This is a genomic window from Caballeronia sp. (assembly GCF_049581465.1).
Classification (GTDB): Bacteria; Pseudomonadota; Gammaproteobacteria; order Burkholderiales; family Burkholderiaceae; genus Caballeronia.
The window spans coordinates 1-18,788 of the sequence record NZ_JBAUSA010000961.1; the positions used below are offsets into that span (position 1 = coordinate 1).

General features: G+C 60.6%; 16 protein-coding genes. 7 read left to right on the top strand and 9 right to left on the bottom strand.

Annotated features, from left to right (window positions below; all coding sequences use genetic code 11):
- Nucleotides 1–871: type VI secretion system Vgr family protein (locus tag WCA53_RS23560; protein ID WP_423916147.1), on the bottom strand; the 871-nt coding region annotated here is incomplete at its 3' end.
- Nucleotides 872–1,658: 787 nt separating this feature from the next.
- On the opposite strand from WCA53_RS23560, the gene WCA53_RS23565 reads away from it, so the two are divergent.
- From WCA53_RS23565 to WCA53_RS23580, 4 genes are read left to right on the top strand one after another with little or no spacing between them, the layout of a single operon-like run.
- Entirely contained in the window at nt 1,659–4,028 is a 2,370-nt protein-coding gene (locus WCA53_RS23565; protein ID WP_423916149.1) for a TonB-dependent receptor, read from the top strand.
- Nucleotides 4,029–4,058: 30 nt separating this feature from the next.
- Nucleotides 4,059–4,655, top strand: a complete 597-nt coding sequence (locus WCA53_RS23570; protein ID WP_423916151.1) for a MotA/TolQ/ExbB proton channel family protein — start codon at nt 4,059–4,061, stop codon at nt 4,653–4,655.
- A complete protein-coding gene (locus tag WCA53_RS23575; RefSeq protein WP_423916153.1) occupies nt 4,652–5,050 on the top strand; it encodes an ExbD/TolR family protein in 399 nt (132 codons plus the stop codon). The genes WCA53_RS23570 and WCA53_RS23575 overlap by 4 nt, the downstream gene beginning before the upstream one ends.
- Entirely contained in the window at nt 5,043–5,807 is a 765-nt protein-coding gene (locus WCA53_RS23580; protein ID WP_423916156.1) for a TonB family protein, read from the top strand. Before WCA53_RS23575 ends, WCA53_RS23580 begins: the two co-directional genes overlap by 8 nt.
- A gap of 46 nt (nt 5,808–5,853) precedes the next feature.
- Here WCA53_RS23580 and WCA53_RS23585 read toward each other — a convergent pair whose 3' ends face one another.
- Together WCA53_RS23585 and WCA53_RS23590 are read right to left on the bottom strand one after the other, a co-directional pair.
- Nucleotides 5,854–7,620, bottom strand: a complete 1,767-nt coding sequence (locus WCA53_RS23585; RefSeq protein WP_423916158.1) for a tetratricopeptide repeat protein — start codon at nt 7,618–7,620, stop codon at nt 5,854–5,856.
- 71 nt (nt 7,621–7,691) lie between these two features.
- Nucleotides 7,692–8,399 (bottom strand): BON domain-containing protein, encoded by a 708-nt coding sequence (locus WCA53_RS23590; protein ID WP_423916180.1) that lies wholly within the window; start codon nt 8,397–8,399, stop codon nt 7,692–7,694.
- A 291-nt stretch (nt 8,400–8,690) separates the two neighbouring features.
- On the opposite strand from WCA53_RS23590, the gene fusA reads away from it, so the two are divergent.
- The gene (fusA, locus tag WCA53_RS23595; protein ID WP_423916160.1) at nt 8,691–10,745 is read left to right on the top strand and encodes an elongation factor G; all 2,055 of its coding nucleotides are present in this window, start codon (nt 8,691–8,693) and stop codon (nt 10,743–10,745) included.
- 85 nt (nt 10,746–10,830) lie between these two features.
- Here the strand turns inward: fusA and WCA53_RS23600 are convergent, their stop codons facing one another.
- From WCA53_RS23600 to WCA53_RS23625, 6 genes are all read right to left on the bottom strand, one after another.
- On the bottom strand, nt 10,831–11,520 hold the full coding sequence (locus WCA53_RS23600; protein ID WP_423916162.1) for a substrate-binding domain-containing protein: 690 nt from the start codon (nt 11,518–11,520) through the stop codon (nt 10,831–10,833).
- A gap of 33 nt (nt 11,521–11,553) precedes the next feature.
- Complete coding sequence (gene ligK / locus WCA53_RS23605; protein ID WP_423916164.1) at nt 11,554–12,237, bottom strand: 4-carboxy-4-hydroxy-2-oxoadipate aldolase/oxaloacetate decarboxylase; 684 nt, start codon at nt 12,235–12,237, stop codon at nt 11,554–11,556.
- Between the two features lie 2 nt (nt 12,238–12,239).
- Entirely contained in the window at nt 12,240–13,265 is a 1,026-nt protein-coding gene (locus tag WCA53_RS23610; RefSeq protein ID WP_423916166.1) for an amidohydrolase family protein, read from the bottom strand.
- A 67-nt stretch (nt 13,266–13,332) separates the two neighbouring features.
- Nucleotides 13,333–14,682 (bottom strand): MFS transporter, encoded by a 1,350-nt coding sequence (locus WCA53_RS23615; protein ID WP_423916168.1) that lies wholly within the window; start codon nt 14,680–14,682, stop codon nt 13,333–13,335.
- Nucleotides 14,683–14,769: 87 nt separating this feature from the next.
- Nucleotides 14,770–16,074 (bottom strand): gallate dioxygenase, encoded by a 1,305-nt coding sequence (locus WCA53_RS23620; protein ID WP_423916170.1) that lies wholly within the window; start codon nt 16,072–16,074, stop codon nt 14,770–14,772.
- A gap of 394 nt (nt 16,075–16,468) precedes the next feature.
- Complete coding sequence (locus tag WCA53_RS23625) at nt 16,469–17,755, bottom strand: LysR family transcriptional regulator (RefSeq protein WP_423916173.1); 1,287 nt, start codon at nt 17,753–17,755, stop codon at nt 16,469–16,471.
- A 92-nt stretch (nt 17,756–17,847) separates the two neighbouring features.
- On the opposite strand from WCA53_RS23625, the gene WCA53_RS23630 reads away from it, so the two are divergent.
- Both WCA53_RS23630 and WCA53_RS23635 read left to right on the top strand, forming a co-directional pair.
- Entirely contained in the window at nt 17,848–18,261 is a 414-nt protein-coding gene (locus tag WCA53_RS23630) for a hypothetical protein (RefSeq protein ID WP_423916175.1), read from the top strand.
- 108 nt (nt 18,262–18,369) lie between these two features.
- Nucleotides 18,370–18,788: DUF3348 domain-containing protein (locus tag WCA53_RS23635; RefSeq protein ID WP_423916177.1), on the top strand; the 419-nt coding region annotated here is incomplete at its 3' end.

The window sequence follows — 18,788 nt, forward strand, 5'->3', positions numbered from 1 at the left end:
GGCCCGGCCTCAGTTCCAGAATATTGCTCTTGCCTTCGTAGATCACCTGCCACGCGATCGCCGCTTCATGGCGCAACTGCGCCTCCCACCGCGCGCCTTCCTGGTCCAGATGATGCGTGCCGTAGACGTAGGGCTGCCCGCTGGTCGTGGTGTCTTTCTCGGCGATGTTGGCTTCGGCCTTATATCGCTCCCACGCCTTGTCCGGGTTGTAATCGGCGACCAGAAACGATTGCGGCACAACGGACGCATGCGTCTTTAGTTCCGACACCGCCAGCTCATCGCTGATCATCCCCGACATCTCGCGGTACAGGACCTTGAGTTCCGGCTGATAAATGTAGTGATCGATGTCGTCGGCGAACACCATCACGTCGCCGAACTCTCCCTCGACGAAGTAGAAATAAATGCCGTTCTTTTCCATCAGCATCCGGATGTACTGGAGGTCGGACTGCCCGTACTGGATACGAAAGTCAAGCTGGGGATATTTGCGACGCAGCCTGAAGTCGAACTCATGCCCACGAAAGCCTCGCGCGCGCAGTATCGACTCGATGGCTTCGGGTGCGCTTTTGCGTTGGTAGATGCGCGTGGACGGTCCGTCGTCCAGTCGGCGAATGTGCGGCACGACGGTGATCTTGTAGCTGCTGAAGTCGTTAGTCGTCTTGAGCTTACTGAAATGCAGGATGTAGCCGCAGAAGTTGCGCGGCGCATGGCCGTCGCCATAGTCGATGGTGAAGGTGGCGTCGCGACCGACATAATCGGCGCGATCAAGCTCATCGGGGTGAGTCAGCGTGATGGGAATGAGGTAAGGCTCGCCAATTGCCTCACGCGCCCTGAACGTCTCCACGGACAGGCCAGCGGCACTGGGAGTGCCCACCACATCCAAGCGACAGGCTTGCCGTCCCGTGACAAGTTTGGCGGGCAAGCGTTGCCCGTCAGCTTTCCTGAAATCATCCCGCATCGTCTTCGGCCCTCACTCATCTCTCGGAACTTCGCTGATTGTGCGAAGTCTTGTGCATGGTCGTACTAAACGTTTCTTAATCGAGCACCATAGCCGATGGCGAAACCTTTGCAACGGAAAAACTGGGCCACGAAAGAAAAAATTTCAATTTTTCTCAATTCAGATTTGTCCTATTCCCGATCATTTTTTGACGCATTAACGCTTCCGTATGATTGGTTATGCTGATCAAATAATGACCAAAAAATGGAGCAGCGGAGTCGCGAAAGGCCTCCAGAACTAAGTGGCCCAACCGAACGCGAAACCCAAAATCTCGGTTGCAAAGACACTGGCCGACGACCCCAGCGAGCTTCCCGCTCGTTCCCCGACAGAAACCAGCACACCGCGGCACGACCGCTGCATCGGAACGCATAAAGCGTTTGTCCGAGATCCCCGGCGCAAAAAGCGCGAGTCTTGCTGCACGCCACCGTGCCCATTCAGATCAGATCGCCGATCCCGCGGAACTATTCGCGAATCGAACCGGGACATCCCTTTCCTCAGTTCAATCTCGCGACGCTTGACCCCCACGACACAACGCCGCTGGCCGTTTGCAGTGCGCTCCTCTTCGGATCAACAGGCCTTTTCCAACATGTCTCAGACTCGCAGCCACGGCGGCCACGAGGGTGCACCTGCGCGCGTGAACACAAACCTCCTTCCCAACTAACCGATGAAAAATCGCACCTTCATTCTTCACGTCGCCCTTTTACTCTTTGCGCAAGCATTCGCTAGCCACGCGTTTGCTCAAGCCCCGGACGGCTCGGTGACGGGAACGGGAACGATAACGGGCACCGTGACCGACATCGCGGGCAAGCCCGTCAGCAATGCAAACGTGGCGCTGCAGAATGCAAACGGCGCATCAGTGGGCGAAGCAAAGACAGACGCGCAAGGCCGCTTTTCAGTCCCCAACGTCGCGCCGGGAACCTACGCCGTTGCAGTCGTAGCCCCTGGATATTCAAACGCCACGAGCATCGCTACGACCACCGCTGGCACCAACGCTTCAGTCACCGTGGCGCTCGCCAAAAGCGACACAATCGATGTCCAGGTCAACGCAAAACGACTCGATCAGGCTCGCAACGGACTGCTCCCTGAAACCGGCAGCAGCATCTATCGGATCACCCAGGCGGACATCCAGGCCATGCCGCAAGGCGAGAACACGCCGCTCAACCAGGTCCTGCTGCAGGCGCCGGGTGTCGCCGATGACTCGTACGGTCAGTTGCATGTGCGGGGTGACCATGCCGACCTGCAATACCGCATCAATGGCATCCTGATTCCCGAGCCGATCAGCGGCTTTGGCCAGTCACTCGATACCCGCATCATCGCGCAGGTGAACCTGCTTACAGGTGCGCTCCCTGCTGAATATGGCTACCGCACCGCAGGTATCGTCGATATCCAGACGAAGACGGGTGAGCTCGGCAACGGCGGCTCGATCGATGTCTACGGCGGCAGCCATCAGACCATCCAGACGAGCGCCGATGTCTACGGCAACAAGGGTGACTTCAGCTATTTCTTCAGTGGCGCGCTGGGCGAGAACAACCTGGGTATCGAAGCGCCGACCTCCGACCCGGATCCACTGCACGATCACACACGCCAAGGCAACGGCTTCGGCTACATGTCTTACCTGATCGACCCGCTGACACGCGTAAGCGTGATGTTCGGGACGACAGCGAACCAGTTCCAGATACCTAACACGCCGGGCCTCGCCCCGAACTTCACGCTGGCGGGCACGCCGACGTTCAATTCCGCGAATCTCGACGAAAACCAGTCGGAGTTGAACAACTTTGCGGTCATCGCGCTGCAGGGCACCAACGGCGCGGCGCTTGATTACCAGGTGGCGCTCTTCACACGCTACACGCGGACCCAGTTCAATCCCGATCCCATCGGTGACCTGATTTTCAATGGCGTTGCATCGACGGACTTTCATAGCGATACGGCAAATGGCGTCCAGGCGGACACGACCTACAGGCTGAACGACAGCCACACCATTCGCGCCGGGATCTTCCTGCAGCAGGAGCATGCAGACTTCAACGACAACGTCTCGGTCTTTGCGACCAATCCCGACGGCAGCCAGGCGTCGGACGTGCCGTTTAGTATTCCTGACTCAAGCAGCAAGACCGGCTATCTGTACAGCGCGTATGTCCAGGACGAGTGGAAGATCAACAGCAGGCTCACGTTGAACTACGGCCTGCGCTATGACGGCATGGACGAGTACGTGCAGGCAAACCAGTTGAGCCCCCGCATAGGTGCGGTCTTCAAGCTCACCCCGACTACAACGCTCCACGCCGGCTATTCCCGCTACTTCACGCCGCCTTCCTTCGAGCTGGTTTCGAGTTCGGTCATCAACAGCTACACAAACACGACCAACCAGAGCCAGGTGACGCAGAACAGCCCTGTGCAGCCGGAGCGCGACGATTACTACGATATCGGGGTCACGCAGCGCCTGGGCTCCGATGTGACCATCGGGCTCGATGCGTACTACAAGGACGCGCACAACCTGCTCGATCTGGGCCAGTTCGGCACTGCCTTGATCTATACACCGTTCAATTATGCGTACGGTCACGTCTATGGCGTCGAATTCACCGGAAACTACAAACACGATAACGTCTCGGCCTATCTCAACATCGCGTTCAGCCGGGCGCAGGGCAAGGACGTCGATTCTGCACAGTTCAACTTCGATGCGGCCGAACTCGCCTTCATTTCCAATCACTGGGTATTTCTCGACCACGACCAGCGGATAACGGCGTCGTTCGGGGGGTCCTATACGCTTAGGGAAACTACTTTCACCATGGATGGCACGGTCGGCAGTGGCTTGCGCGGCGGCTTCGCGAACACGGGTAAGGTACCGCTCTATGCGCAGTTCAACTTCGCGGTGATCCAGCACTTCAACGTGCCGATGATCGGCAAGGTCGATGCACGTCTGGTACTGGTCAATGCATTTGGTAATACTTACGAATTGCGCGACGGCTCCGGCATTGGCGTCTATGCGCCTCAGTACGGTCCGTACCGCGCGGTCTACGCAGGCATCACGAAGTACTTCTGACCACTGATTCCCCATAACTGGATACTCCATATGCAAGACTGGCTCGGAATTGTCGCAGCCGCACGCGTGGGCGGCTGGGTCGTCTACCCGCTCACGTTGCTAGCGGTGTTGTCGATTGCGATCACCCTGGATCGTGCGTATGTCTTCGCTCGCTTCGCGGGATTTCCGCGAGAGAGCGTCGACAGGCTTCCCGAGCAACACGCTATTCGGCGCATCATTAAGGCTCTGGGATCAACCGGACTCATGCCGCTGTGGCTTCGCGAGGCGAAGGCTCAGTCGGAGGCGGTGCATATCGAACGAGATATGGCGCGCGGCCTCTGGGTGCTGGAAACCATCGTGACGGCCGCGCCCTTGCTAGGCCTACTTGGAACGATCGTCGGCATGATGCATTCGTTTCAGCTCTTCGGTGGGCCGCGACTGGTTGATCCGGGCGGTGTGACCGGAGGCGTCGCGCAGTCGCTCGTGGCAACGGCGATCGGTCTTGTCGTTGCGCTGATCTCGCTGTTCGCGTTTAATTATTTTTCTCGGCGGCTTGAGCGCACGATGGACGATCTTGAGGCGTTCGCCACCGAGCGACTCAGTGAAATCCGACTCGCTCAGGAAACGTCCCCGGAGGAGGCGCAATGAAGTTCAAGCGGTCGCGCGCGGCAAGGCGGGGGCACATCGAGATCATCCCCATGATCGACGTCATGTTCTTCCTGCTGGCGACGTTCATGCTGGCGTCACTCGCCATGCAAAGGCTCGATGCCGTGAAGGTCAATCTTCCGTCGGGTACAGCCCAGCAAATGTCCGAAGAGGCCCCGCTGACGTTGACGGTCGATCGCACCAACGCAATTTTTATCAACAAACAGAGCGTGCGGCTTGAGCAGGTCGAACCGAAAATTCGTGAGCAGTTGAGGCCCGATCACGATGTCATCGTTGCTGCCGACGACGCGTCGAGTCACGGCGTCGTGGTTCAGGCAATGCTTGCCGCACGACGGGCGGGTGCCGAGCATTTTTTGATCGCAGTCCATCGTGAATAGAGCGATCGCCCAGCTGGAAGCGATCCTGGATGTTCGCCGCGTAAGGCTCGGCGCCACGTTTTTTATCGGGTTGCTTGCGTGGTTGGTTTTTCTAGCTGAGATGCTGACCCGGCTGTCGAGTTCCCCCGCGCCTGCGCCCGCACCTGAACCGCCTCTCGACATGCGAATGGTTGTGGTGACCACGCCGCAGGCTGACGAATCCAAACCAGTCCCTGCGGCACAGTCTTCGGCGGCGGCGCCACGCAGCGTTGCGCAGCCGCCCGTGCGCGTCGAACCGAAGCAATTAAAGCCTTCTGCGCCAGCGGTATCGCAACGGGTCCGACCTCGTGAAGTCGAACCTGCCGCGGTGACGCTACAGACGCCATCTGCGCCTCAACGCAGCACTGCCGCATCGCCAGCGGTAGTAAGTCCGTCGGCGGCCACGTCTCAAGCCAGCGATACGGACAGTGCAGCATCAAAGCCAGATGCGCAGACGTCCGCCAAGGCAGGCGAATCGGCTGCTCGCGCCATATCGCAACCCCTGCCTGATTTGCCTGATGACTTGCGAGAGGACGCATACCGCACGGAAGCGCTCGCGCGTTTTTCCATTCATGTAGACGGGTCGGTCGATGTCGAATTGGTAAAGGCCACACCCTACCCTCGCTTAAATCAACTGCTGCTAGAGGCGTTGCATAAGTGGCGGTTCTTCCCTGCAATCGAAGGGGGTCATCCGATCGAAAGTCACCAGGATGTTCGCGTTCACTTCAATATAAGTTAGGTCGCACAGGCCGCTCCAAGAGCGGCGGCCGCCACCCGACTAGACCCTAAGGCGCTCCAGTTGCATCAAGAAGACCTTCCGCTTCACGCCTCGCCTGCTCAGCCTCCCGCGGTCGTTGGCTCTGGCTGAAGAGCGTGCTCAGGTTGCCGAGTGTCCGTGCTTCATCCTGACGGTAGGCCGCGGGATCATCTCTCGACAGAGTCCGGTAAATCTCCAGCGCGTGCCGGTAGGCGTCTTCGGCCTCACGTGGGTGCCCGCTGTGACTGAAAAGGACACCTTGGTTGTTCAGCGTCCGCGCTTCGTCCGGCCGGTATGCCGTGGGGTCTTCCAGCGCAAGCGCTTGATAGATTTGCAACGCATCCTGATACGCCTGCTGTGCCTCCTTAGGCCGTTGCGTAGCACGATAGAGCGCGCCAAGATTGGTCAGCGTGCGCGCCACATCCACTCGATAATTCACCGAACTCTCACGGGCAAGTTGCCGCCGGATTGCTAGCGCTTGCGTGTAGGCATGCTCCGCTTCATGGGCCTGCTGCATTCCGCTATAGAGGTTCCCGAGATTGTTGAGCGTACCCGCAAGCGCTGGGCGATAGGCCGCGGGGTTGCCGCTCGCGAGAGCTCGCTGGATGTCCAGCGCCTCTTGGTATGCCTGCAGCGCATCGCTCATACGCTGCGTCGCGCCGTACAGGATCCCGAGGTCGTTGAGCGTCGTAGCGACATCGGACGTGTAGGTCGCGGGATCGCGAGAGGCCAATGCGCGATCGATGTCCAGCTCTTCGCCATACGCATCCGCTGCATCCTTCAGGCGCTGAGTATCGCGATATAGGACGCCGAGGCTGTCGAGGTTTTCTGCCACCGCAGGCCCGTAGGCCACGGGGCTCTGTCGTGCCAGTACCCAATGGATTTCCAGCGCCCGCAGGTAGGCGGCCTCCGCCTCCCTTGGCCTCTGCAGCCCGACGTACACCTTGCCTAGCTTGTCGAGCGTGCGCGCAATCTGGGGTTGATAGCCTCCGGGCTTCTCCTGCGCCAGCACGTGATAGCGCGACAGCAGCGAGCGATAAACCGTTTCCGCACGTTCAAACTCGCGTTGCTCCAGCAACGTGTCGGCAAATGCAGTCGCAATATCCGTGTCTTCCGGCTGCAACGCGTGAGCCTTTTCCAGATACGGCAGTGCGTTCTGCGGCATAAAACGCAGCAACTCGATTTCGCCGGCCTCATAAAAGCGCACTGCGAACACCTGTGCGGTTCCCTGGTTTTCGGCAAGCAGCTTGGTCAGTAGTGGTGATGCGCCGTCCAGATCGAAGCGCTCAAGCGCTTGGTGTATCCGCGGTTCAAGAGGATCGGAACTCCTCGCGATCGCCGATCGCCGCAATAGATCCTCGTAACGTACGGCCCATCTCCGGGCTTCGGCCACGAGGTCTGCGTCGGGCCGTGCCCTGATTTGCTCGGCAAGACGCTCGATTAGCGGTTCGATGTTCGCAACCGAGATACCCGCCCCGCGCTCGATGCTGCCCGACTGTGCATTGACGGCACCCAGTATCACGTTGGCCGCTCTCGCGAGCGAGACCATCTGGGCACCGGAGAGTCCGGCGTCCTTCACCACGCGGTTCACCTCGGCGGTCATGCGCTTGAAGGTTCCAACGGGGAATCCACAATCGGCCTGTACCTTGAGGCCATCCTTGACATCGACTTCGGACAACGCCTGCGAGCACGAACTCGCCGCATCCGCAGCCAGACATCCTCCGTCGAACACGGCGACGGCGACGGCCATGGCCATCACCATCGCCACGCCCGACAGAATCTTGCGCGCACTCATTTCCCTTCACGCTCGCCGTTTTATAAAAAGCGGTGGCGCCCGGCAATGCGCTACACGAGCCTGCGCTCAGATCAGGCGCGCACCTGGATGTGATTGACGACGCCCTCGATGGCCTCCAGACACCACGCGTCCTGTTCCGCCAGTCGTCTTTCAGCTTCGGTCGCCACCCAACCTGCTAGCGTGATCCTCTGGTTTTCCACATTGATGGTGATCTGCTCGGCGCGCACACGCAGATCGGTTTCGAGCACCAGGTGCAAGGCCTCGGAAATTTCATCGTCGCCGTCCGCTTCGGCAGGCACCAGCTCCAGCAGGTTCACCACGTCGCGGCAACCCCCAACCCACCAGGCCGTCACACTCGCGAGGCGCCTGTGAGACAAGCTGATCACTTGCCCCGTCAAGGTCACCACACCTTCCTCGACCGTCACCTGGATGACGCCGCTGCCGTCGTTGCCCACCTGGTCCATGGTGCCGCGCACCACTTCGAGTTGGCCCTTGACGCGTGCGCAGATCACGCAGTTGCGGAAATCCACCGCCTGCGCCAGTCGCTCGCAGATACGTGTACGCAACTCGCCGTCACCGACCGGCGGATCGGCGGTGATGCGTAGCTGGTCGACCAGACGCTTCCCGTCGCTGTGCATCCGGGTCAACTGAAGAAGGCGTTTCTTGCATGCAACATCCGGCACCTCGCCTGCCACGGTCAAGGCATCGTCGTCGAAACTCATATGAACGGGATGATTGTGGAGCTTCAGGTGTGACTCGCGTTCGAAGGCCGCCATCACCTGCTTCAAGACTGTATCGCTGCGTTGCATGATCTGCCTCGCGCAAAGATTGAGTGGCGCAGCGCCCTTTATGCCGCACTGCGCAAGCGTTGCCGCTGTGGAAGAAAACGGGAGATTAGTCGGCGCGATCCCTTAAAGGATAGGTCGCTTTCGCTCGCGTGTGAAAAACATGCCGACGGCAGCGCGGGCGTGGGCGTCGAATGGGAATAAATGGGGACGATTGCCCCGTATGGCACACAGTTTCATTTTCGCCAATAATGGCCGCACATCCATTGCTGGACGAGGGCAACCATGCGCTACAGTCCCGATGCTATCCGTACCGTCGCCCTCGTCGGGCATGCCGGGTGCGGCAAGACCTCGCTTATCGAAGCGCTGCTGCACCGGGGCGGCGCGCTCCACGCGCCCGGCAGCGTGGAGCGCGGTACCACGGTTTGCGATTTCGACCCGCTCGAGCGCAAATATCAGCACTCGCTGAGTTCCGCCGTCGCCCACCTGCACTACCGGGATACCCGCATCTATCTGCTGGATACGCCCGGCTATCCGGATTTCTCCGGGCTGTCGCTCAGTGCCCTGCCCGCTGTGGAAACTGCCGCCGTCGTCATCAATGCGCAGACCGGCATCGAAATGACCACCCGGCGCATGATGGCGTGGGCGGCCGAGCGCAAGCTCTGCAGAATGATCATCGTGAACGGTATCGATGGCGAAAAGGTCGAGCTTCCCAGGCTTTTGACGCAGATTCAGGAGACCTTCGGAAAGGGGTGCCTGCCGATCAACCTGCCGGCGCAGCGCGGCCGACAGGTGGTGGATTGCTTCTTTAACCCCGCTGGCGACGCCGATTTCCTGTCTGTGGCGGCTATGCACGATGCGCTGGTCGATCAAGTGGTCGAGATCGACCCCGACTTGATGGAGCTGTACCTGGAGCAAGGCGAGGCCATCAGCCCGGAGCAGTTGCACGAGCCCTTTGAGCGGGCGCTGCGTGAAGGTCATCTGGTGCCGATCTGCTTCACGTCGGCGGCCAACGGCGCCGGCATCGCTGAATTGCTCGACGCGTTCGTCCGGCTCCTGCCGAACCCCATGGAAGGCAACCCGCCGCTTTTCTACCGCGATGCCGGCGGCCGCCGGGAAATCGTGCACGCCGAACCGGTCGCCGACAAGCATGTGCTGGCCCACGCCTTCAAGATCGTGATGGACCCGTACATCGGCAAGATGGCCGTGTTTCGCATCCATCAGGGCACGATCAGGCGCGATAGCCAGCTCTATATCGGGGACGCACGCCAGCCGTTCAGGGTCGCCCATCTGATGCTGCTGCAGGGCAAGGAGCACACGGACGTCAGCCAAGCCGGTCCAGGCGATATCTGCGCCACAGCCAAGGTCGACGAGATCGGTTTCGATGCCGTGCTGCATGACGCCCCCGAGGATGGCAACATCCACCTGACTCCGCTCGACTTCCCCACGCCGATCTATGGTCTGGCGATCGAGCCGGCACGCCGGGGCAACGAGCAGCGCCTCTGGGAGATCCTGCAAAAGTTGGGTGCGGAGGACCCGTGCCTGCGCATCGAACACCCGGTCGGCACCAACGAGACGGTCGTGCGAGGCCTGGGCGAATTGCACCTGCGCCACATGCTGGAGCGACTGTCCGAGCAGTACAAGCTCGAGGTCGTGACGCGGCCACCGAAGATCGCCTATCGGGAAACCATCGGTGCCAAGGCAGAGGGGCATTGTCGCCACAAGAAGCAAACCGGCGGCGCCGGGCAATTCGGCGAAGTGATGCTGCGCGTGGAGCCACTGCCGCGAGGTGCCGGTTTCGAGTTCGTCGACATCGTCAAGGGCGGCGCGATCCCCGGTCAGTTCATGCCTGCCGTGGAAAAGGGCATCCTGCAGGTCATCGCGAACGGGCCGCTCGCCGGCTTCCCGATGCAGGACGTGAGAGTCACCGTCTTCGATGGCAAGAGCCATTCAGTCGACTCGAAGGAAGTGGCATTCGTCTCCGCCGGGCGCAAAGCGTTCATCGACGCCGTGATGAAAGCCCAGCCGATCCTGCTTGAGCCCATCGTGAACATCGAGGTGACGACGCCGGAAGCCGCAATGGGCGACATCATCGGCGACCTCTCCGCCAAGCGCGGGCAGGTCCATGGCACACGAACGGTCGCAGGCGACGCCGTGGTCGTCGTCGCGGGACAGGTGCCACTGTCCGAGCTCAACGACTATCAGTCGCGCCTGAACGCTATCGCCGGCGGCCATGGCAACTACAGCATCCAGTTGAGCCACTACGACCCCGCGCCCCCCGCTCAGCAGGCACGGATGGCGGCGCAGCACAAGAGCCATGGGGACGGCGCGGCGCCATGATCGGCTCTATATGTTCGTAGTCCTATTATGTAGTCGCTGAACACCGCGGCTCACTTGGCGTCGATGCTAGGCGGCCCGGTCTACCTCAGGCGGGCTCCATGCCATGAGCAAGCTTCACCGAAGCCGCTTGTGGTGACGCCAGAAAGGAAAGCAGCGCCTTCGCGGCTTCTTTCTGCCCCGATGCGGTGCATAGGGCAGCCGAGAACACGGTGATGAGCTGGATATCAGGCGGCAGTGAGCCGATGACATCGATGCCCGGCAGATGTATCAGTTCGCTCAACTGCTGGAAGCCGAGCTCGACCTCCCCGCGCGCGACCAGCGTACCCACGGGAATGCCGGGCGGTGCCTGCACGATGCGCGGCGCGATCGTCTCGGCAATACCCCATCGCGCGAACAAGCGCGTCAGGTGCGAACCGCTGGGCCCGGTCGAATAGCCGATACTGCACGCGGCCAGAATCGCGTTCCGTACTGACACCTCGTCGCCGATCTCAGGTCGCGGCGCCCCGGTTGCCACCGCCAACGCTATGCCCGAACGAGCCAGATCGACTCGACTGCCCGGTTGAACACGGCCGGCTGCGGTCAATCGCTCGATCGCGTCGGCAGCAAGCACCACCATATCGAATGACTCCCCGTCCTGAATGCGCTGGGCAGCCGTAACCCCTCCGACTGACTCGATCACCACCCGCTGCCCCGACGTTCGCTCATAATTGCCGGCCAGCTCGGCCAGCACGCTTCGGGTCGCCATCGAGGAAATGCCGGTGATCGGCTCGTTCATGGTCTGACAAATGGCCATATTTTCCGCCCTCTTTCAATCGATATATCGTAGTCCTGCCTGTTTCAACGGTTCGCGCATGCTGTACATGTCCAGGCCGAGAACGCCCGATGCCAGCTTCGCGCGCTTCTGACCTTCGTTGGCTTCTCGTGCGAGTGCCTTGTCGAGGACCTTCTGAGCCCAGGCCGAAGGCACCACGACCACGCCGTCGTCATCCCCCACAACCACATCGCCCGGATTCGCCAGCGCCCCGGCGCACACCACGGGAATGTTGACCGAACCGAGCGTGGCCTTGATGGTCCCCTTGGCGGAGATCGCCTTGCTCCATACCGGAAATTTTATCTCGGTCAGCACGCTTACGTCGCGCACGCCTGCATCGATGACAAGCCCCAAAGCCCCGCGCGCCTGAAAGCTCGTTGCCAGGAGGTCGCCGAAATAGCCATCCGTGCAGTCCGCCGTCACCGCTGCAATGACGATGTCGCCCGGCTGGATCTGCTCGGCCGCGACATGCAGCATCCAGTTGTCGCCCGGCTGCAGCAGGACCGTGACGGCCGTGCCCCCCACCTTCGCGCCCGCATAGATCGGGCGCATGTAGGGCTTTAGCAAGCCCGTGCGGCCCATTGCCTCGTGCACCGTCGCTGCCCCGAGCACACCGAGCTTCGCGGCCACTTCCTTGCCCGCCCGCTGCACGTTGCGGTACACCACTCCCAGTTCATACATGATCAGTTTCCCTTAGCGTTCAGCGCTGCATCGAGCCGCGGATAGACACGTCGTGCATTGCCTTCGAATATTTTGTACCGCTCATCTGCATCGATATGAGCGGCCTCGATGTAGCGCTTCGTATCGTCGAAATAGTGCCCCGTCTCAGGATCGATACCGCGCACGGCTCCAATCATCTCGCTGGCAAACAGGATGTTGTCCACCGGAATCACGCCTGTGAGCAAGTCGATGCCCTTCTGGTGATAGACGCAGGTATCGAAGAAGACGTTGTTGAGCAGATGGTCCTTAAGCAGCGGCTTCTTCAGTTCCTGGGCAAGCCCGCGAAAGCGGCCCCAGTGGTACGGCACGGCACCCCCACCGTGTGGAATCACGAAGCGCAGCGTCGGAAACTCGCGGAACAGGTCCGATGTCAGGCACTGCATGAAAGCGGTCGTGTCAGCGTTCAGGTAGTGCGCGCCCGTGGTGTGGAAGCACGCATTGCAACTCGTGCTCACATGGATCATCGCGGGGACGTCGTACTCGATCATCTTCTCGTAGATCGGGTACCAATAGGGATCCGACAGCGGCGGGCTGGTCCAGTGTCCGCCCGATGGATCCGGGTTTAAATTAATCGCCACGTTGCCGTACTCCTGCACGCACTTGACGAGCTCGGGAATGCAGGTGGCAATGTCCACGCCGGGGCTTTGCGGCAACATCGCGGCCGGAATGAAGTGATCCGGGAAAAGCTCGCTCACGCGATAACACAGCTCATTGCAGATCGCCGCCCAGGTGCTGGATATCTGGAAATCGCCAATGTGATGCGCCATGAAGCTGGCACGCGGGCTGAAGATCGTCAGGTCCAGACCACGCTCGCGCATTAGCCGGAGCTGGTTACTTTCGATCGACTCGCGTAGCTCGTCATCGCTGATCTTTAGTTCGGATGCCTTAGGCATCTCGGACGGACTGTTGATGCCCGCAATCTGGCAGTTGCGCCATGCCTCCAGCGCCTTTGGCGCGGTGGTGTAGTGGCCGTGGATGTCAATGATCATGGTCGTTCCTCACAACTCAATCGAGTATCGGCACGCGATGTGATGATTACCCTGCGCGCCGATGTCCTTAATGGGCAGTACTCGGCTCCGGAGTCGCCTCGCGGGCCTGCACACGCTGGGCAAGCAGGACTGCGAGCCCAGCCAGCGTGGCGGGAATAGCCAGCATCGCGAGGATCCCGCCGAACTGCCAGCCGAGCCCGAGCAGCGCTCCGCCTATCGCCGAACCGAAGATGCTGCCAAACCGGCCCATGCCGAGCATCCAGCTCACGCCGGTGGCGCGTGCAACAGTGGGGTATCGGCTCGGCGCGAACGCGTTCAGGCCCGTCTGTGCGCCGCTCATGCAGAAACCAGCGGCGAATACCAGCAAGGTCAGCGACGACGACAACGCGCCTATCCAGCCCAGCGCAAGCACGCACAGTGCACCGCCGAGATACGCGGCGCTGATCACGGGCGCCGGCCGGACCTTGTCCATCAACCAGCCGACACCGATTGCGCCAATCGTTCCACCGACCTGGAACATGGCCGTTATGTTGGCGGCGCTGGTGACCGTCAGTCCGGAATCCTTCATCAGCGTAGGCAGCCAGCCGGTCAACAGGTAGATGACCAGCAGGCCCATGAAATAGGTAAGCCAAAGCGCTGCGGTCATAAAGCCATAGCCGTGCGAGAACAACACGCCGATCGGTTTGCGCGTAGGCAGCGGCGGTTCATTGGAGACGAAAACCTCGTTACCGGAAAAACGCACACCGCACACCCGCCCAAGCACCGCGCCGATACGCGCAGCCGGTGCACCTCGCACCGCCAGCAGCCGGGCCGACTCGGGCAACAACCACACTTGCAGCACAATCAAGGCCAACGGCAGGGAGCCGCCGAAGATCAACACCGAGCGCCAGCCATGGACCGGAATCAGCCAGCCCGCGGCAAAGCCGATCATTGCCGAGCCGAGGTTAAAGCCGCAGAACATGATGGTGATCATCAACGAGCGCTTGCGCTGAGGCGCGTACTCCGACAGCAGCGTCGTCGTGTTGGGCATCGCGGCGCCGAGTCCGATTCCGGTCAGCAACCGCAGCACGGCCATCGACGTGGGCGATTGCGCAAACGCCGTAGCGATCGTGAACATGCCGAAGAGAAAGACCGACGTAATCAGCACCCACCTGCGCCCGACACGGTCGGAAGCCGGTCCTGCCACCAGCGCGCCGATCACGAGTCCCAGCGGCGCCGCGCTCATCACCAGGCCGAATGCGGGCCGCGAGATCGCAAAGTCATGGATGATCGAGGGCGCCACAAAACCCATGATGGCCACGTCCATGCCATCGGCGGTCACAATGAGAAAACACAGCGCCACCAGTAGCCACTGGTACGGCGCGATAGGTCGCTCGTCAATAAAAGCCTTGATATCAATCGTTTTTCCGCTTGTCATCGAATGTCTCCTGTCTCCTTGATGCGGTGCATGGCGTGATCGTGGTCGTCATCGCTCATGAAAAAACTGCGGTTGTCGATCCGCCGATTAGTTCTTTCCTTTCTCCGCACTGTCCCAGTCGAGTTTTCCGGCCGACTTGCCCGCGACCGAATACAACGCACCCGGTGCATTGCGAGTGCGCTGGAATTCCTCCAGCGATTGCCCGCGCATGGCGGCGTAAATGTGCAGGTTCGACACACCCGTCACGGCGCCCAGCTTCTCGAGCATGAAAAAGATGACCCCGTAGTGCAGCAGCCCACGCCAGTCGCGCCGGCGGATGAGGTCGCGCTCCTCGTCGGTCAATCCCGCCGCCGCGAAACTTGCTTCGGGATCGGCCACAAAGGCTTCACGATGCGCAGGTCCCACCATCCGATGCAGGTAGTCGTTGATCCGGAAAGCTCTCACTGCCGCTTCGATCGTGAACGGATAGGTACCCTCGATCTTCTCGACGCCGGCCAATTGCTCCGCCATCCGTTCGCGATGCCGCTCGACGATGGAAGGCTTCGTGTCGCCCTCCTTCGCGGCTTCGTAGACAGCGGTCGCGATGCCCGCCATCGACGGCAGGTAGTAGCTGCGATGCTTGCACACGACGTTGGCCGGCAGCGCGCCACGCATGGTGAGCCACATCACGACCTCCGAGCCTTCAAACCCTCCCAGCTCGACATATTCCGCGATGGTCATGTCGGCGAGCTGCTCGGGATCCTGCTCGAAGAGATCGAGGAACCGATGGTCCCATTCGGTGTTATTGAATCCGGCACGTTCTCCGTGCACCTGATGGGACAGGCCGCCTGTCGCCAGGATCGCAACCTTCAAGTCCTCCGGATAGCTTTCGATCGCGCGCCTGAGGGCCTGCCCAAGCTTGTAGAAGCGGCGCGCACTGGGCACCGGAAGTTGCAGCACGCCCATCTGCAACGGCACCAGTTTCATCGGCCATTCGGGCTTGTGCGGGCAGAGCATCGACAAAGGCGAGAAGCATCCGTGATCGAGTGCCTTGTTCTGGAAGAAAGACATGTCGAACTCGTCCGTCATGAGCGACGTCCCGATGTGCGCGGCCAACGCCGGATGCCCTTTGATCGGCGGCAGATCTCGCGCACCCCCGCCTTCGTCGGCCACTTGCCACTCCGGCCCGACACCTAGCGTGAACGCCGAATAGTGGTCGAAGAAGAATGACGTGACGTGATCGTTATAGATGATCAGGACTACGTCAGGACGTTTGTCCGCGAGCCAATCGGCTAATGGTGCGAAGTTTTCGAAGATCGGTGCCCAGACGGGATCGTCGCGCTTGTTTTTATCGAAAGCAAAACCGATAGTGGGCGTGTGCGAGGCGGCTATGCCTCCGATTATCCTTGCCATTTCTCTATCCCTGAAAAAACACATTCATACCGTCGCGTCGCGGCCCGAACGTCCTTACTCGGTCCCCGGCTAATCAAGACCGGTGGCTGTGAAGCGATCGCCTGTTCAGACCCAAGGTAGTTAAATCGCGATGACAGAAAAAGGCGGGGTTAACCAGATGAAATGGCAAGAATGGTCGAATTTGCGGTGTCTGGGAGTCAGGTCGCGAGCCTGCTAGACCCTCGCGATAGCCTGCCATTAAAGGATCTAGCGAGATTCCGCATTCCCCCAAGCAAGCATTCTTGAAAATTTCCGCATAAACCACCGATAACTAAATCGCATGGTGGGAAAAGTAAAGTCGCAAATCGCGGGCGGCGTTTATCGAGTTATTCGAGCCAGCGCGAATGGGGACTGTTCAAGTCGTACTTGTTGTATGCGCGACGCCCTTTCGGACCAGACCGCCTGCGTTGCCGGTGGCCCGCGCTACGTCGGCCATGGAGAGGCGAATCGCATCGATCAGCGCACGGGCTGCAGGCGAGGGCGTGCCCTCGGCGCGAACGATCAAGCCGATGTCGCGCGTCGTGTTGTGCAATTCGATATCGAGAACGGTTAGCGCACCGGATTCAATTTCGTAATACAACTGCTGCGCAGACAAGGCGGCCAGCATGTCCGTTTTCAATAGCAACCCGCGTATCACTGCAAGGTCTGCGGTCTCGACTGTGGGCATCGGTGGCTTCAATTTCACGCGCCGGAACTGGGATTCGAAAAGCCCGCGAGACGGCGCATGACTGCGTGGCAGTATCCATTGAGCATCGCGCAAATCGCTCATGGTCAAGTCGTGCTTACGGGCTAGCGGATGATCGCGGCGCGCCAGCACAACCATGTCCTCGCACATCAGGCGCTCGTTACGCAGGCCGCTTGCCAGGTCGTCGGGCCGCAACGCACCGAGGATAAAATCGATGTCGCCCGCCCGCACGCCGGAGACCAGGGTCTCATAGGGACTCTCGTCGGTGACGATGCGCACTCCCGGGTGTCGTTCGCTTAACTTAGCAATTGCCTGCGGCAGGATCAACGTCCTGCCGAGCGGCAATGCGCCGACGGTCACCGCACCCTGGATATTGCCGTGGAAGGCGGCGATATCGTCCGGGATATGGCGCAGTTCATTCAATGCCCGGCGCACATGCAGCAGGAACGTTTCACCTTCCGTGGTTAGCATGATGCCGCGCGGGCTGCGATGAAAGAGCAGCAGACCCGAGCCGCTTTCAAGCACGCGAATGGCGCTGCTCACCGCCGGCTGACTTATTCCGAAGGCCTTCGCAGCGGTCGGCATGTGGCGGTGCCGTGCCAGCGAGACGAATATCTGCAGGCGTCGCGTGTTGAGAAGATAGGCCCTTAACGCACCCTCGGAAGCCACGCGACGGCGTGTCTGCTGTGCCGCTCTCCATTGCGCTAACTCTTCGAGCTCTGAGAGGATCCGTCGGCAACGCTGCAGGACAGCGCTGCCCGTTGCCGTGATCAACATACCCGATAGCTTGCGCTCGAACAGCCGCTCCCCAAGCGCCGATTCGAGTTCCTGAACGGAACGGGTCACGGCAGATTGCGCTCGATGAAGCGTCGCAGCGGCACGCGTGGCGCTCCCGGTATCGGCGACCAGATTGAACGCGCGCAAATGCGCGAGGTTGAGAAGCTCAGCGTTGCTCATCGGTGAAATCCTGTTTGACTCGTTACCCTTCGGTGCGTTGGATATCACTACCCCCCTATAATGCGCTGACAAAGACGCTCATCTGAATCGACATGGCAATTGATATCACCGGCCGGACGTTTGGCAGGCTCACCGCTATAGCCCGCGTGGATGGTTCTCGCTGGCAATTCAAGTGCGCGTGCGGCACTGAAAAGGTTCTCGATGTCCAAAGCGTGAAGTACCGCAAGACGCTATCGTGCGGCTGCTTGCGCCAGATCGGCATCGCTGCTGGCGATCGCTTTGGCCTGCTTACTGCGTCGCATTACGTGAATCACGGCAAGAACGGCGCGCGCTGGTTTTTCCAGTGCGACTGCGGAGCGGGGAAAACTATCGCGTCTAGCTACGTCAGGAGCGGTCTGAGGACGTCGTGCGGGTGCAGCAAAAAAGTGATTGCGCGGCCGACCGAGCCAGCCCCGCCCGCGGCCGTGTGGCCGTTTCCGAAATGGCCGAAAGAAAGTAGCCGTTGAACTATCAGGCACCTGAAATTTCGCGCTCCCCCGCCTTAAGAATCAAGACGCGGCGGCGGCCATCCCGTTGACGTGTAAACTAGCGGATTTTTCGACGACTCTGGTGGTATGGTGCAAGCCCCACAGCGCACAGCTTTCAGCGGCCCGACGCTCATTCGCTTACTTGCTCGCCTGACCGAGGTCGATGTTACCGAATCTGGCCAATCGCTCTCGGACCGGCTGAGCCTATGGCTTCACTGGACAGACGCTATCGACCTGTCCACGGCGCTAAGCGGCAATCCGCCTGCCGTACCCTCCCACGCGCGAACCCATGGTCACGCGGAGGAGAACGAGTGCACCCGCGTGCGCAGTTCGTTGGTGAAAACCATCGTCGGGGATTCCACGTTTGTCGCCGCCAAGCGGCTCGGGCCAGCGCCGATCCCCCCGCATGACGCCCCCACGGATACAGCGGTCGACTACGCGGTGTTTCGTCAGCGCTATATCTCCCTGCAGCAGACGATGGAGACGGGCATCGGCAATCTGCGTGG